We start from the raw sequence: 14,165 nt of genomic DNA on the forward strand, positions 1-14,165 counted from the left end.
TTAAATTATCAAGGTTTTACTGTATTTTGAGTAAAGTTGGGCGATCTTGGTCCGTATAACAAGCCTTTTTGTTGGCTTAAATTAGGGGAATACAACTGCGAACTCACAACACCAGATAAGGCATAAGCTTTATCAGATAAGTGATTAGAAATCTGATCCACCACAGCGCCCACTAAAGCCCCTAGTAAACCTGCGTTGCTATTATCATTGGATTGCTGAAGTCGCTCCTCACCTTGCCAAAGTAAAGTTCCAGATGCGAGGTCCACCAATTTTGCTTCTACAGCAACTGTCGAAACAGATTGAATCACCTGATACTTAGAACCATATTCGTTGACTTTGATATAAAGTGCAGCATCAGCCCCAAAAATCTCTTTTAACTTTTGAGGAGCAATTGCTTGCGCATCAAATCCATTGGTGACCCCATTCTCTTTAAACATGGTATCAACCACAGAAATGGGGAACACATAATAACCCGCCTCAGCAACCGGAAGTGCCACCGTTGACCAATATCCATAAGTTGCACGCGTATCAGGCGAGTTATTAATGGGTGGTAGTACCAAAATCGACTTAGGTTGATGCGCATGATATGCAGCCAAATCTCGGTTGTTTTTGGGTGCCACTGCGCAGCCAGTAAAAAGCATCGCGAAACAGCTCAAAATCAGCAATTGTTTCATTTTCTTCATGGCGTCTTAACCTCAACAGATCGAGTGGTCATTTTCTTAAGTAAACGATCCATCAATACTGTGGACTCAGGGTAAACTTGACGCTCCAATTCAAAATACTCAATTGCACGTGGAGCATTATTGATATTTAAGTTTAATAAACCCAAATGTGCATATAAACCAGGCGGTACTGCTTCGTTTTTGGCTTTTGCTTTTTCAATATCTTTCTCAAGCAGCAAAATTTGCTGCTGAGGTGAAGTTTTTTCAGGAACGCTCAACATCAGGTAAGTTTGTTGAGGAAATCCTCCCCAACGATATAGAGACTTTGGTCCAGAAGCGCAGCCGACTAAACTTAAGGTCGCCAAGCAACTGATCAAGAATAAAACAATTTTCATGGGTTGATTCAAACCTATTGTGTTGACCACTTGTTGGTTTGGATATCATTCACAAGATTATTGACAGCTTCACGAACGGCCAAATCTAAAACCTTACCATTGAGTGTTGAATCATATGATGCGGTTGAACCAAAACCTAAAACTTCTCGTTCACTCAGCGCATATTCACCTGCACCCTGCACAGAATGTACAACTTCTGCAGTTTTTACATCCACCACATTGATATTGACTTTTGCATACGCAATTTGTGTCTTGCCACGACCAAGTAAACCAAATAATTGATGATCACCCACTTCTTTACGACCAAACTCAGAAACATCTCCAGTCAAAACAAAACGAGCACCTTTAATCGACTGAGCAGCCTTACCAAATCCAGCTTCTTGTTGTAATTCAGAAAGATTATCTCGATTCAGTACAGAGAAGTATCCTGTTTGCTGTAAATGCGTTTCTAAAATTGTTTTTGCTTGACCACCTAAGCGATCAACATTGTCAGAAAAAATGCCGCGCATATAGCTTGAGCGATTATCAAACTTACCAATCGAGATGGGTGTTTTAACGCCTCTATATTTCATCGTTGTCGTCGCAGCAGTCACTTGCGGTGCTTGAATCGTTTTTGAAGTTTCAGTGGTTGAACAAGCACTCAGAACTAACCCATTTAGGGCAGCAATAAATAATATTTTTTTCAAGATTACATCTCTCTATGGTCAAAGCCATTATAATTTTCAAGCCAATTATAACAAGCAAATACTAAATTAACTATTTAATTTAATTAACAAAATAAAAGAACTTCAATAACAGGCGCTGTTTTTATAGAATAATCACTTGATTATTTCAATCCAAAAATCAACTTTAGCCCCAGTACAGTCATCACACCGCCAGCAGCTCGGTCAAATACTTTCTTAAATTTTAAATATACACGGCGTGGTCTTTCTGCTGACAATGCAACAGCAACCAAGGAGTACCACCCAACATCGATAAAGAAACACAAAATGGGTAAAACAAAATAATAATAGGTTGGAATTTCTTTAGGTAAAAGTGCGGTAAAAATACTCGCCAAAATAATGGCAATTTTAGGATTACTCAACTGTGTGATCAAACCCAAGCGATAAGCTTGTTGATAGCTCATACTAAACGAAGAGCCAGATGCTTGTTCCATTGGATCTTTGGCATGTTTTATAATTTTATAAGCCAGCCAAAGTAAATACAGCCCACCACAGAGTTTTAAAACTAAATAGGCAGATGGCACTGCCAGTAATATGGCTTGTAAGCCCATCACTGCAAGAAAGCCAAATAATGCTGCACCAGTTCCTGTACCCAATGCTGTAAATAATCCGTGTTTACGAGAAATCGCAATTGAATTTTTAGCGACATACACAAATGTAGGACCAGGACTAATTGCACCCAACATTAACGCTAGCGCAATAGAGCCTAAAATCAATAACGATTCCAAGAGTTACCTCGTCACAAAGAGTATTTAAAGAAGCTTATTTTAAGCCACAAGCGTTTTTTGAAGATACAAAAAAATTGATTATTTCACTATGAAGTTTTTCTATAGTTTAAAACCATATCGAATTCAGCCACTTTATTCTATACAGTTGTGAATTATTCTCAAATACAATAGCTTTGATTCATTTTAGAGCAAAAGCTCAATAAAAAATTATTTTTCAATAACTTGTATCATATCAAAAAATTAATAGATCGCGTTGAAATATTCTGAAAATCCATAAAACTGAAGATTTTGATCACAAAAAATAACTTTCCTTTTCACTCTTTTTTAAGCTATAAAAACCCATAATAAAACTATGGTTTTAATTTATACATCATCAAAATTTCATATTCAGGGGTAAAAATGAACAACTATAAACCTAATCATTTAGATGCTAAACAAGCACATCTTTGGATTGTTGGCGGTGGTATCGCAGGTATGGCAGCAGCTGCATTTGCGATCCGTGATGCCAAGGTTCCTGCTCAAAATATTCATATCCTAGAAGAACTGGATGTATCTGGTGGATCTATGGATGGTGCACACACACCCAATACATCTCAAGCATGGGTCACTCGCGGTGGACGTATGCTTACTGATGAAACTTATTTATGTCTATGGGATTTGTTTTCCAGTATTCCGTCTTTAGAAAATCCTGATATTTCTGTTCGTGAAGAGTGTCGTGAATTCAATGAGCAGATTAAAACTCATGCCCAAGCTCGCTTGATCAATGCACAACATGTTATTTCTGATGCATCTAAACTGGGTTTAAATACCTTACATCGTGCACAAATGTTACGTTTATTGGCATCAAAAGAAGAAAAAATTGGCAGTCGTCGTATAGATGAGTTCTTTGATGAAACCTTCTTTGAAACAAATTTCTGGCGTATGTGGCGTACAACATTCGCTTTCCAGAAATGGCACAGTGCAGCAGAACTGCGTCGCTATTTTCTACGCTTTATTCAAGAACTGCCCCGTATTCATACGCTCGCAGGCGTAAAAAGAACCAAATATAACCAATATGACTCAATGATTTTACCATTACAACGCTGGCTGGTAGAGCAAGGCGTCGATGTTCGTTTTGGACATTATGTAACTGATGCTGATTTCCAAACCGATGAGAAAACCTCAGAACGACGAGCGACACGCTTATATATCAACCTCCCTGAAGGTGCTGAGCAAATCGATTTAAAAGAAAATGATCTGGCTATATTTACTTTAGGTTCGATTACAGCTGATTCCCGTTATGGTGGGAATGATGATGTGCCAGCACTTATTCGTGATCGTCTTGATCATGGCTGGACATTGTGGGAAACCTTGGCAAAAAAAGCGCCTGACTTTGGTCGTCCAATGACTTTTTATGGCAACATCGATGAACATAAATGGGAATCTTTCACCCTCACCATGCATGATGATGTGCTGTTAAATCGGATTATTGAATATACCGGTAATCAACCTGGCACAGGTGCATTAATGACTTGGTTTGAGTCTGGTTGGCATTTATCGATTGTTGTCCCAGCCCAACCACATTTTGCTGATTTACCTCAAGGCACATTTACACTTTGGGGTTATGGTTTCCAAATTGATCAAAATGGAGATTACATCAAAAAGCCAATGTCCCAAGCCACAGGCAATGAGATCCTTATTGAGCTGATTAAACAACTTGGTTTTGATGATATTCTCGAACATGTATTAGCGAATACCACAGTAACAACAGCAATGATGCCTTATGCATCAGCATTATTTGCTTGTCGCAAGTCTGGTGATCGCCCTCAAGTGATTCCTCAAGGTTCTAAAAACTTTGCCTTCTTGGGACAATTCGTTGAAATTGAAGATGATGTTGTTTTTACTGTTGAATATTCAGTTCGTGGTGCAATGCTCGCAATTTATGCATTTTTTGGCGTAGAACGTGAAATTCCCGATATTTATAATGGTTTACTTGATCCTAAAGTCGGATTAAAAGCATTAGAAACAGTCTTTCATTAAGTCAATTTAATTCAACCCATAGATCAACTTTGATCTGTGGGTTGAATATTTTCAAAATACGCTTCTATGGTTGTATTTCGGTTGATGTATCGCGAGCAGTTAAGCGGTAATCTTTTTCATATACTGGCATTCCTGCAATATGAATGGAGCGAACTTCAGTCTTGGTCGGTGTAGGAGGTTTTTTTTCACATCCAACTAAAAACACCACCAATATTGCACCCAAACCCATGGATAGCTTTTTCATAGCATCTCCTCTACTTTTTGTTTTATTTATCCTTTGAGCATAACAGTTTTGATTAAAAATACAGTTTTTTTTTATTTCAAATGTTTTCTATTGGTCTAAAACTTTATTCTTTACAAGGGTGTTTCAAGTAAGCAGTGATTTCATCAGCATTTTTATTGGCATAACGATAATTAAAACGTCCTTGTTTATCAAATTTCATATCACTAAAGTACTGCGAAGCATCCACCCATACAGATTCGGCTTGGGGATATTCATTAGGTTTTAATTGTATTTTATTGAGTGCTGTCGAGCGAAACATTTTCTGAAAAATAATTGTAGGTGCATCTTTGAACTCAAATCGAGCAATACACCCCGACTTTTCATCTACCGCAACAACATCATCCAAGGCTTGAACTACACCATCTTTGGAGATAAACAAACTATGATGAAGATTGAAGATATACCCATAACTTAAATGCAAAAAATCGTTGGTCTGATGTTCAAAATTTAAACCTCGTTCCCAATCCACAACCAAAGGTAGTCTGTAATCATCACCTTCATACAGCACAAAATCACAATGCTTATTGGCATTCTCATCACATGATTCTTGAATAACAGAAAACTGCCCAATGTTTGCCACAGTACGTTTAAATGTTTCAGCATGACTATTTACTGTGTAAAACATCAGGCTCAATATTATGATTAAACATCTTTTCATTGTTATTTTTGACATGGTGTATAAATCAAATTTTACTCAATACCAAATATACCGCTTCACTGGTGAATGTGCCATCCTTCTGAATTTGGTAATATTTGCGTACATGATCTGATATTGTAGATTGCAAATAGCGAATCGTGCTGATGCCATCTTCAGGTGTTTGCATCCGCTCTACCCAACTACGAAAATTTAACGCTAAACTTTGTTTCTCAATGATTTCGACTTTAAAGCCTGCCTGTTCCACAAAAGCCATCCATTCAGATAAATTATAGTTTCGGACATGGCTTGGATCTCGAATCATTTCAATGGTTTGAATAAAGGTATCTAAGACAGGATTGGAGTTACCAATAATATCAAACATGATCACTTTACCATTCACACGCAATACTCGGTAAATTTCATGGAGTGCCTGCGTGATATTTTGCCAATGATGTGCAGAATAACGACTAATCACACAATCGAAATGCTCTGCAGGAAAATCCAATTGTTCTGCTGCACCAACCTGTCCAACCACATGATCAAATCCCTTTTGTTGCGATTGCTTGGTCACAAGATTGACCATTTCGGGGGTAATATCATAAGCAATTACTTGCTCTACAATGGGTGCAACTTGATAGCTCACATGCCCACCACCACAACCTAAATCCAAGACCCGCTTAAAGTCATGCTGTTGGATTAAGTTTTGCATTTTTGCAAACTCATCCCCTTGAGCGTGTACGACGCTATTCAAATAAGCTTCTGATTTAGTTTGATATTGTTTTTGATTGACTTGATGTTGAGTGACCATAATAGATTCCTTTTGGTTGAATAAATCTACAATAGTCAACTTGATTCAAAAATAAAAATGATGCTTTTTAATAAAATTAATAACTTTATTTTATTAACCCTAACTCATAATGACCCGATAATCGGACTGACATGGGTTTTGAATAATGACATCTTGCACGCCCATTTCACCTTCAATTTTAATATTATAATTAAAAGAAAAATCCCCATTATCATTAAAATTTGCAGTGGTTGGATAACTGAATTGTTTGAATTGAGGCACTTTATTGTTGAGCACTAAACGGACTCGAAAATCAGGAACACTATAAAAAACCAAGGAATTTGGCATATTTTTTAAATTTGATTCATAGGTGACAAAACAGCTCTGTGAGGCATTCATAGCAAGAAAACTACCATAATCTTTTTGCTGGTTTTTATCATTCACCACCATAAGATTATGATCACCACCCGTTGCTCCCATCAGAAAACCCATTAAGTTAGGATTAAACTGATAAACATGTGCGGTTTTACTCCATTGTTCTAGTAATACCTCGCGCTTGCCTTTAGCATCATACAGTACATAATCACAGATATAATTGTCCTTAGCACATGATTCTGCTTTAATTTTTACCTTTCCTGCATGTCCCAAAATCTGATCTTGTTCAGTATCTACTTCGACAGCGGCATTACTCTGTGCAAAAATCGAACCACTGGTTAAGACACTGATTACAAATAAACTATTCTTTATTATTCTTGACATATCACTTTCCTAAAGTTCAAGCATTTTTAAATATAAACACATTCATGATGCTTGATTTTAAAATACTATTCTAATTTTTTAAACATTCTGAACTTTTCGATTTATAGTCTTTCCCCCAAGTTCGATAGCCTTGGGTATCAATATGGTAGCGGTTATTCCCATACACCCCTAGCCCCATTTTATAATTTTTGCCTTCCACTTTCCAAAAATGACACATTTTTTTAATCAATAATTCGCGATCTTTTTCAACCGTTTCTTTAGGAGACAATACGTGAAAATCTACCGCATAATTACTTAAATGCTTGCTCTTCCCTGCACCGCCAACACACTTATTTAATTCAGGTGCACGATAGATCGCTGTGATGGTATAGGTTTTAAAATATCCATTACGATTTAACTTTTCCACCAGTTGTAAACTACTCACCACGTTTTTCCAATAAGCTTTGGGAGGAACAGCAAAACGTTTGGGATAGCATTGTTCAGGCATATAGTTTCGAGTCGTGGTAAGTTCCATTAAGCTTGGCGGATGTTTTAGATACTGCGATATAAATTGATGATAATCTGCCAATAAATGAGGGTCTTGTTGAGCCTTCCAAACTTTGAATTGTTGTTCAATTTGTTGTTCTGATGTTTTTTTTGAAGACGATGAATGTTCAGCATTTTTTTCAGATGGTGTACAGCCATTCAAAGTCACCCAACTGATACAGCCCATAATGATGAATATTAATTTAGAATTTTTCACAATGACAGCACACGTATTGTTTTATTTTAAAAAATAAATAAATAAAAACTTGGTTTTTGGCTCGTTATGATTTGAATCACAAAGATATTCTAACCAATCCCATCCACAATAAGCGCTCACTTTACAAAAAATCACACAGATAATGATTTACAACGGACAAAAATGTCCGTTAAATATCACTATAAAATTAACTCTCTCTATCGCTATGCGTAAACGCCAACAACAGGCAGCACAAAATCGTGAGGATTTACTCGATGCTGCTCTCACAATTTTCCGCAAACAAGGGATACGTGCGCCTCTACAGTTAGTGATTGATCAGGCTGGAGTAGGCAGAGCCACTTTCTATCGTAACTTTCAAGATCGTCGAGAACTGGTGGTTGCGTTAATGGAACAAGCTCTGACTCGATTAGATGAACGGGCAAAAAGTTTTTCCGAATATCCAGACGGTCTGATTCGTTTGATTCGTAATCATGTTGAGAATTTACCTTATCTGACCGCCTTAATGGAATATTGGCGTGTGATAGATCGTAATGATCCAGTGATGGTGGATATCTACCAACGGCGAGATGCGATTTTACAACCGTTGATTGACCAAGCAATTGCACATCAAATTTGCCGTCCTGATCTCACCCCAAAAGACTATGCACTGATTACAGGAATTTTGCGTGCTTCATTTCAAGGTCTCACTGATGAGGAACAAGTGCAACTTGCCACAAGAGCTGTTGATTTGCTGATTGATGGTATCAAGGCGTAATTGGGACTGCTATGGATAAATCACCACGTATACTTGAACCTGCACCCGATTGGACGCCTGAAGAACGTCCAACCTTACCCGGTTCGCCTGCTGTTATTGCACATCCAACTTATAAAAAACTGATTTATTTTTTTATTGGCTTATTTGTGGCAATTTCAGGAAGTTTAAGTAATGGATTTATTACCGCAAACCTCCCCCTGATTCAAGGTGAATATTCGCTCACTCCGTCAGAAGCTGCATGGATTCCTGCGGCTTATGTCATGGCAAATATCAGTTCCAACATGATTTTGTTTAAAGCAAGACAACAATATGGTCTACGGCTTTTTTCCGAAATCGGATTGGTCTTGTTTATCTGCGTTTTGGTTTTACATATTTTTGTTCATACGTTTGAAATGGCACTGTTTGTTCGTGTCATCAGTGGTCTGGTTGCAGCCCCACTCAGCTCACTGGGTATGTACTACATTATGCAAGCCTTTCGACGGGAAAATTTCGGACGTGGAATCTATCTCGCACTGGGCTTCCAACAGTTGGGCATTCCACTGGCTTGGATCATTTCTCCATCACTGGTCGATGTCAATGACTGGGTGGTGTTATATACCTTTGAGCTGGGTTTGGCGATCTGTTGTTTGGCGATGGTGGTCTCTTTAAAACTACCGCGTAGTTTAAGAATTGAAGTATTTGAAAAGCAAGATTTTTTGACCTTTGCCCTATTAGCCCCAGGATTTGCCCTACTCTGTATCGTACTTAGCCAAGGTCCTATTCTTTGGTGGTTTGAAGTTAAATGGTTGGGTTATGCTCTCATTGCAGGATTTAGCCTAATTATTATTGGGCTAACCTATGAACATTACCGGGTTAATCCATTGATTATTACCCGTTGGCTGGGTTCAGCGAGCACATTAAAATTTGTTTTTGGTGCGTTGGCAATTCGTTTACTGATGTCAGAGCAAAGCTATGCTGCTGTGAATTTCTTAAAGACCATGGGCATGGGTCCAGATCAGTTCGTTACACTATATAGCGTGATTTTTTTAGGAATTGCTTCGGGGACTATTTTTAGTGCATTGACCTTTAAACGTGAACGAATTTCATGGCATCTGGTCGGTGCTGTGATTTTGGTCCTGATCGCTTGTGCTTTGGATTATCACCTCACCAGTGATGTGCGACCAGAAAACTTCTATCGTAGTCAGTTTATCGTGGGTTTTGCCAGTGGTATGTTTATTGGTCCTTTATTATTGACAGGATTTATCAGTGTCTTACAAAAAGGTCCAACGCATATGGTTACTTTTGTGGTGCTATTCTCAGCAACACAAAGTTTTGGTGGCTTAATTGGAAATTCGTTCTTTTCAACCTATCAACAATTGCGTACACAAAATTATCGTGCAGAAATCGTCAGTGATTTATCGCCAACAGACCCTTTAGTTGTACAGCGTCTTGCTTTGTATCAGCAATCTGCCAATAAATATACAATTGATCAAGCGTTAGAACAGAATCAAGCTTATCGTAACCTTAACCAGATTGTGACACGTGAAGCTCAGGTACGCGCGTATAATGATGTGATTGCATTAAATGGAATATTTGCCATTTTACTGTTGATTTGGAGTAGTTTTAATATTACTTGGACACGTTACCAACTCAAAAAACAGCAACAAGCCCTCAATAGCAGTTAGACAACGCTCATGATTTTTATCAACTCAATACCCCATGACGTCATTCTATGCATTAAAATATTTGAGAACTCTTATGTCACAAGATCAAAAACCAACTGAACCAGCAACGCCAGCACCTGCACAGCAGGCATCCGCAGCAGCTGTAACGCCACCACCATCCAGTAAATTAATTCCTACCGCCAAAAGAACCTTATTGATTATGTTTTTGGTGTTATTGGTCGGGATCGCGGTAATTATGCGTGCTTGGAAAATTGGTCCATTTGACAGTGCAATAGAGTCAACTGATAACAGCTATATCAAGGGTAAAACGACTGTTCTATCTTCGCAAATTAATGGTTATATCAAAGATGTCTTGGTCACTGACTTCGATCACGTTAAAAAAGGTCAGGCATTGATGCATATTGATACCACCACTTATGATCAAAAAGTTACTCAGGCTGAAGCAGGTGTTGACCAAGCCAATACAACTTTAGCCAATCAAAGCCAAGCGATTGAACAGCGCAAAGCTGATATTGTGGCGGCGCAAGCCAAAGTGGAACAAGCCAAAGCAAGCTATGAGTTATCTACAGCACAACTTCGTCGTTATCAACAATTAGGCAACAGTGGTGCGACCTCTAAAACCGAACAGGACAAAGCCGCAGCAGATGTAAAAAACAATTTGGCATTATTAAAGCAGGCTGAGGCAAACGTTTTAGTCGCTCAAGAAGCCTTAAAAACAGCACAAGTTGCTGAATCAGGGCTCAAAGCACAAGTGACCAATGCTAAAGCACAATTTGACCAAGCCGTAACGACTAAAGACTATAGTGTAATTTCAGCGCCAATGGATGGGCAGTTAGGTGAAGTTACACCTCGTGTCGGACAATATGTTTCAGCAGGAACACAGTTAATGTATCTGATTCCACAACAGACATGGGTGATTGCCAACTTTAAAGAAACTCAAATCGCGGATATGCGTATTGGACAGAAGGCAAGCTTTACGGTGGATGCAATGAAGCATCAAAAATTTACTGGTCACGTTGAACAAATTTCGCCTGCTGCCGGTGCTGAATTTAGCGTATTGAAACCCGACAATACCACTGGAAACTTCACCAAAGTTGTACAGCGTATTTCAGTCAGGATTGCGATTGATCCAAATCAAAAAGGTCTAGAGTTTTTACGACCAGGAATGTCTGTAGTGACTTCTGTTGATACACGATCGTAGTCAATAGAGATAACTAAATAGCGTTTTACCAAGTATGTTTACTCAATTCTTTATTCCTCTGGGCAGATTTGAGTAAACTAGCCTGTAAATACACTTTCCTGTACTTAAGATGACGATGTTTGATCCTATTGCCCAAACAATTTCTGACCAACACTTAAACTTAGCTTGTTCTGTGCAACTCACCGTCAGACGTCTTGATCAAATTCATCCAAATATTTCTGGCAATAAGTTTTTTAAACTTAAATATAATTTCGTTGAAGCTCAACGCCTTGGCTTTAAAAAAATTCTGACTTTTGGTGGTGCATACTCCAATCATATTGCCGCCACAGCTTATGCAGCACAATTATTTGGTTTTAAAAGTATTGGAATCATTCGTGGTGAGGAATTAGCCAGTAAAACATATAATCCCACCCTCATGCTTGCTCAACAAATGGGCATGGATTTTAAATTTGTTTCACGTGAAAATTACAAGCTAAAGCAATATCCTGAATTTAATCAGCAACTCCAAGTTGAGTATCCCGATACCTATATTATTCCTGAAGGCGGTACAAATGCTTTGGCAATACAAGGTTGTCAGGAGATTTTAAAGCCTCAAGACGGCACTCAATATGATGTGATTTGCTGTGCTGTCGGTACAGGCGGAACAATTGCAGGCATTATTGAGTGCAGCGCGCCTGAACAGCATATTCTCGGCTTCTCAGCTTTAAAAGGAGATTTTCTTAAACAAGAGATCCAACAGTGGACCCAGCGAACCAATTGGTCACTTACCAATGCATATTGTTGTGGTGGTTATGCCAAAACAACACCAGAACTACTCAGATTCATTCATAATTTTGAGCAAGAGTATCAATTACCATTGGAACATATTTATACAGGTAAAATGTTCTATGGGATATTTGATCTGATCTCTAAAGGCTATTTTGTTGAAAACAGCAGAATTCTGTTGATTCATACTGGCGGTTTACAAGGGCGTCTCACAATATAATACACTAACAATTGTTCTGAAAAATTGCCTAAATTTGTCTATAATCCCCTGCTTGTCATTTTCATGAGTGTGTTATGTCTTCGAACCAATACGATGTGGTAGTCCTTGGTGCAGGTGCTTCAGGTTTAATGCTTGCAGCTAAAGCTGCTGCACGTGGACGTAAAGTCTTGGTCGTAGAGAAAGCCAATAAAGTCGGTAAAAAAATCCTCATGTCTGGTGGTGGAAAGTGTAATTTCACCAACCTTTATGTCGAACCTGACAATTTTATTTCACATAATCCGCATTTTGTTATTTCTGCCCTTAGTCGTTATACCAATTGGGATTTTATTGGTCTGGTTTGCGAATATGGCATCGACTATGAAGAACGTAAACACGGACAACTATTTACCCTGAATGGCGCCAAAGAAATTTTAGCCATGCTACTCAAGGAATGTGAAAAAACTCATTTGGTCGACATTAAAACCAGTTGTGAAGTCAAAGCGGTAACGTGTAGTGCGGAAGATCATTTTCAGGTTGCAACCAATATAGGCTATTTTCAAGCTGAGTCTGTTGTGGTTGCTTCAGGTGGTTTATCTATACCCACTTTAGGAGGCTCAGGGATTGGCTATGAAATTGCTAAACAGTTTGGTCATCACATCTTTCCAACACGCGCTGGCTTAGTCCCCTTTACATTCTCAGATCAATTTAAAGAAGTGACCACACGTCTGAGTGGTAACGCGGTTGAAGCAACACTTTCCAACGACCTCAACAGTTTTACTGAAGCCTTATTGTTTACCCATCGTGGTTTAAGTGGTCCAAGTTCATTACAACTGTCCAACTACTGGAATGCAGGGCAGACCTTTAATATCGATTTTTTACCAAGTCTCGGATTGTTGGATTTCTTCAAGGCAAAAAAACAAACTCAGCCTAAAGTTTTGCTGAGAACATTACTGGCTGAACATTTACCTAAAAGTGTGGTGATTGAATTACAAAATCTGGTTTGGTCAACATGGGCAGAAACAGCCATCGGACAACTCAGTGATGAAAAGCTTGAGCACATCGCCAAGCAATTACATCAATTCGAGGTCAAACCTTCGGGTACAGAAGGTTATCGAACAGCTGAGGTGACTTTAGGTGGGGTAGATACTACTGAGGTTTCTTCCAAAACCATGGAAAGTAAAAAGCAAAAAGGTTTGTTTTTTATTGGTGAAATCCTAGATGTCACTGGGCATCTCGGTGGGTTTAATTTTCAATGGGCATGGGCTTCAGCACATGCCGCATCTGAATATGTCTAAACAAGCGCACGAAACCACTTATTCTAAATAATCAGTTTTAAATAAAATGAGCTGATTTTGATTTTGCTGCTTCCGCGTAACACGCTGAATGGCTAAATCCATCTGATTCGGGCGATCTTTTTTTACAAATAAAGACTGATGAATTTTTTGTACAAAATGGATTATTTTCATTTCTATTTCCTTTAAAAATGACTTTTATTCAGCTCGATTGGTGTTTTACTTCTTGCATATGAATGACTTAAATTTAGACAATAAATCAGCCAATGTCTATCTCTTTTCAAGAAAAAACATCATATAAACAACTTCACACATGCCTAATCAATCACGGTTGGGATTTTTTTTGAGATTCATCTTGTTTTTCAACATCATCCGCTTGTTGCTTCTTCGGTTTTGCAAAAACAAATTTATATGCACTTGCTAAAAAACCAACCGTAATACCTGCGATCACAATTGGAGCAATAAAATTATTTGGCTTTTTCTTGGACATCTCAATCTCCCTTATTTTTGACCTTAGAATAAAAAATCGATCAAGCTTTAATCCTGATCGATCTTT

17 protein-coding genes are annotated in these 14,165 nt (G+C 38.3%); 6 read left to right on the forward strand and 11 right to left on the reverse strand.

Annotated elements, in window-relative coordinates:
• Positions 1 to 8 precede the first annotated feature (8 nt).
• The 4 genes from AC1Z3T_RS15850 to AC1Z3T_RS15865 form a co-directional block, all read right to left on the reverse strand.
• Positions 9 to 683, reverse strand: coding sequence for a DUF799 domain-containing protein (locus tag AC1Z3T_RS15850; RefSeq protein WP_004830101.1), 675 nt, complete (start codon positions 681 to 683; stop codon positions 9 to 11).
• Positions 680 to 1,057 (reverse strand): DUF4810 domain-containing protein, encoded by a 378-nt coding sequence (locus tag AC1Z3T_RS15855; RefSeq protein WP_004830102.1) that lies wholly within the window; start codon positions 1,055 to 1,057, stop codon positions 680 to 682. Before AC1Z3T_RS15855 ends, AC1Z3T_RS15850 begins: the two co-directional genes overlap by 4 nt.
• 14 nt (positions 1,058 to 1,071) lie before the next feature.
• A complete protein-coding gene (locus AC1Z3T_RS15860) occupies positions 1,072 to 1,743 on the reverse strand; it encodes a CsgG/HfaB family protein (RefSeq protein ID WP_100885904.1) in 672 nt (223 codons plus the stop codon).
• Between the two features lie 140 nt (positions 1,744 to 1,883).
• A complete protein-coding gene (locus tag AC1Z3T_RS15865; protein WP_004830107.1) occupies positions 1,884 to 2,507 on the reverse strand; it encodes a LysE family translocator in 624 nt (207 codons plus the stop codon).
• Between the two features lie 399 nt (positions 2,508 to 2,906).
• Here AC1Z3T_RS15865 and AC1Z3T_RS15870 point away from each other — a divergent pair, with 399 nt between their 5' ends.
• The gene (locus tag AC1Z3T_RS15870) at positions 2,907 to 4,526 is read left to right on the forward strand and encodes an oleate hydratase (protein ID WP_100885905.1); all 1,620 of its coding nucleotides are present in this window, start codon (positions 2,907 to 2,909) and stop codon (positions 4,524 to 4,526) included.
• Positions 4,527 to 4,590: 64 nt separating this feature from the next.
• On the opposite strand, the gene AC1Z3T_RS15875 is transcribed toward AC1Z3T_RS15870, so the two are convergent.
• The 5 genes from AC1Z3T_RS15875 to AC1Z3T_RS15895 form a co-directional block, all read right to left on the reverse strand.
• The gene (locus tag AC1Z3T_RS15875) at positions 4,591 to 4,770 is read right to left on the reverse strand and encodes an NF038215 family lipoprotein (RefSeq protein ID WP_100885906.1); all 180 of its coding nucleotides are present in this window, start codon (positions 4,768 to 4,770) and stop codon (positions 4,591 to 4,593) included.
• A 103-nt stretch (positions 4,771 to 4,873) separates the two neighbouring features.
• Positions 4,874 to 5,434 (reverse strand): hypothetical protein, encoded by a 561-nt coding sequence (locus AC1Z3T_RS15880; RefSeq protein WP_100885907.1) that lies wholly within the window; start codon positions 5,432 to 5,434, stop codon positions 4,874 to 4,876.
• Positions 5,435 to 5,492: 58 nt separating this feature from the next.
• Positions 5,493 to 6,254 (reverse strand): class I SAM-dependent methyltransferase, encoded by a 762-nt coding sequence (locus AC1Z3T_RS15885; RefSeq protein WP_100885908.1) that lies wholly within the window; start codon positions 6,252 to 6,254, stop codon positions 5,493 to 5,495.
• Between the two features lie 99 nt (positions 6,255 to 6,353).
• Positions 6,354 to 6,992 carry a hypothetical protein gene (locus tag AC1Z3T_RS15890; RefSeq protein ID WP_100885909.1) on the reverse strand — a complete coding sequence of 213 codons (639 nt, stop codon included), beginning with the start codon at positions 6,990 to 6,992 and terminating at the stop codon, positions 6,354 to 6,356.
• A gap of 70 nt (positions 6,993 to 7,062) precedes the next feature.
• Positions 7,063 to 7,734 (reverse strand): D-Ala-D-Ala carboxypeptidase family metallohydrolase, encoded by a 672-nt coding sequence (locus AC1Z3T_RS15895; RefSeq protein WP_228153622.1) that lies wholly within the window; start codon positions 7,732 to 7,734, stop codon positions 7,063 to 7,065.
• Between the two features lie 205 nt (positions 7,735 to 7,939).
• On the opposite strand from AC1Z3T_RS15895, the gene AC1Z3T_RS15900 reads away from it, so the two are divergent.
• From AC1Z3T_RS15900 to AC1Z3T_RS15920, 5 genes are all read left to right on the forward strand, one after another.
• Complete coding sequence (locus tag AC1Z3T_RS15900; protein ID WP_009585243.1) at positions 7,940 to 8,488, forward strand: TetR/AcrR family transcriptional regulator; 549 nt, start codon at positions 7,940 to 7,942, stop codon at positions 8,486 to 8,488.
• A gap of 11 nt (positions 8,489 to 8,499) precedes the next feature.
• A complete protein-coding gene (locus tag AC1Z3T_RS15905; protein ID WP_042086343.1) occupies positions 8,500 to 10,152 on the forward strand; it encodes an MFS transporter in 1,653 nt (550 codons plus the stop codon).
• A 73-nt stretch (positions 10,153 to 10,225) separates the two neighbouring features.
• Positions 10,226 to 11,353: an HlyD family secretion protein gene (locus AC1Z3T_RS15910; RefSeq protein ID WP_005033693.1), complete on the forward strand. Its 1,128-nt coding sequence runs from the start codon at positions 10,226 to 10,228 to the stop codon at positions 11,351 to 11,353.
• 115 nt (positions 11,354 to 11,468) lie between these two features.
• Entirely contained in the window at positions 11,469 to 12,338 is an 870-nt protein-coding gene (locus tag AC1Z3T_RS15915; protein WP_100885911.1) for a 1-aminocyclopropane-1-carboxylate deaminase/D-cysteine desulfhydrase, read from the forward strand.
• A 74-nt stretch (positions 12,339 to 12,412) separates the two neighbouring features.
• A complete protein-coding gene (locus tag AC1Z3T_RS15920) occupies positions 12,413 to 13,612 on the forward strand; it encodes a BaiN/RdsA family NAD(P)/FAD-dependent oxidoreductase (protein ID WP_419320935.1) in 1,200 nt (399 codons plus the stop codon).
• Positions 13,613 to 13,630: 18 nt separating this feature from the next.
• On the opposite strand, the gene AC1Z3T_RS15925 is transcribed toward AC1Z3T_RS15920, so the two are convergent.
• Both AC1Z3T_RS15925 and AC1Z3T_RS15930 read right to left on the reverse strand, forming a co-directional pair.
• Positions 13,631 to 13,783: a hypothetical protein gene (locus AC1Z3T_RS15925; protein WP_167387366.1), complete on the reverse strand. Its 153-nt coding sequence runs from the start codon at positions 13,781 to 13,783 to the stop codon at positions 13,631 to 13,633.
• 151 nt (positions 13,784 to 13,934) lie between these two features.
• Positions 13,935 to 14,099 carry a hypothetical protein gene (locus AC1Z3T_RS15930; protein WP_167387367.1) on the reverse strand — a complete coding sequence of 55 codons (165 nt, stop codon included), beginning with the start codon at positions 14,097 to 14,099 and terminating at the stop codon, positions 13,935 to 13,937.
• Positions 14,100 to 14,165: the final 66 nt, after the last annotated feature.

It is taken from the genome of Acinetobacter sp. B-6 (assembly GCF_056930735.1).

Bases quoted from the DNA above. Each gene is read 5' to 3' on its own strand.
- AC1Z3T_RS15850 (WP_004830101.1), bottom strand. From the start codon at position 683: ATGAAGAAAATGAAACAATTGCTGATTTTGAGCTGTTTCGCGATGCTT.
- AC1Z3T_RS15855 (WP_004830102.1), bottom strand. From the start codon at position 1,057: ATGAAAATTGTTTTATTCTTGATCAGTTGCTTGGCGACCTTAAGTTTA.
- AC1Z3T_RS15870 (WP_100885905.1), top strand. From the start codon at position 2,907: ATGAACAACTATAAACCTAATCATTTAGATGCTAAACAAGCACATCTT.
- AC1Z3T_RS15875 (WP_100885906.1), bottom strand. From the start codon at position 4,770: ATGAAAAAGCTATCCATGGGTTTGGGTGCAATATTGGTGGTGTTTTTA.
- AC1Z3T_RS15880 (WP_100885907.1), bottom strand. From the start codon at position 5,434: ATGTTTTACACAGTAAATAGTCATGCTGAAACATTTAAACGTACTGTG.
- AC1Z3T_RS15885 (WP_100885908.1), bottom strand. From the start codon at position 6,254: ATGGTCACTCAACATCAAGTCAATCAAAAACAATATCAAACTAAATCA.
- AC1Z3T_RS15890 (WP_100885909.1), bottom strand. From the start codon at position 6,992: ATGTCAAGAATAATAAAGAATAGTTTATTTGTAATCAGTGTCTTAACC.
- AC1Z3T_RS15900 (WP_009585243.1), top strand. From the start codon at position 7,940: ATGCGTAAACGCCAACAACAGGCAGCACAAAATCGTGAGGATTTACTC.
- AC1Z3T_RS15905 (WP_042086343.1), top strand. From the start codon at position 8,500: ATGGATAAATCACCACGTATACTTGAACCTGCACCCGATTGGACGCCT.
- AC1Z3T_RS15910 (WP_005033693.1), top strand. From the start codon at position 10,226: ATGTCACAAGATCAAAAACCAACTGAACCAGCAACGCCAGCACCTGCA.
- AC1Z3T_RS15915 (WP_100885911.1), top strand. From the start codon at position 11,469: ATGTTTGATCCTATTGCCCAAACAATTTCTGACCAACACTTAAACTTA.
- AC1Z3T_RS15920 (WP_419320935.1), top strand. From the start codon at position 12,413: ATGTCTTCGAACCAATACGATGTGGTAGTCCTTGGTGCAGGTGCTTCA.
- AC1Z3T_RS15925 (WP_167387366.1), bottom strand. From the start codon at position 13,783: ATGAAAATAATCCATTTTGTACAAAAAATTCATCAGTCTTTATTTGTA.
- AC1Z3T_RS15930 (WP_167387367.1), bottom strand. From the start codon at position 14,099: ATGTCCAAGAAAAAGCCAAATAATTTTATTGCTCCAATTGTGATCGCA.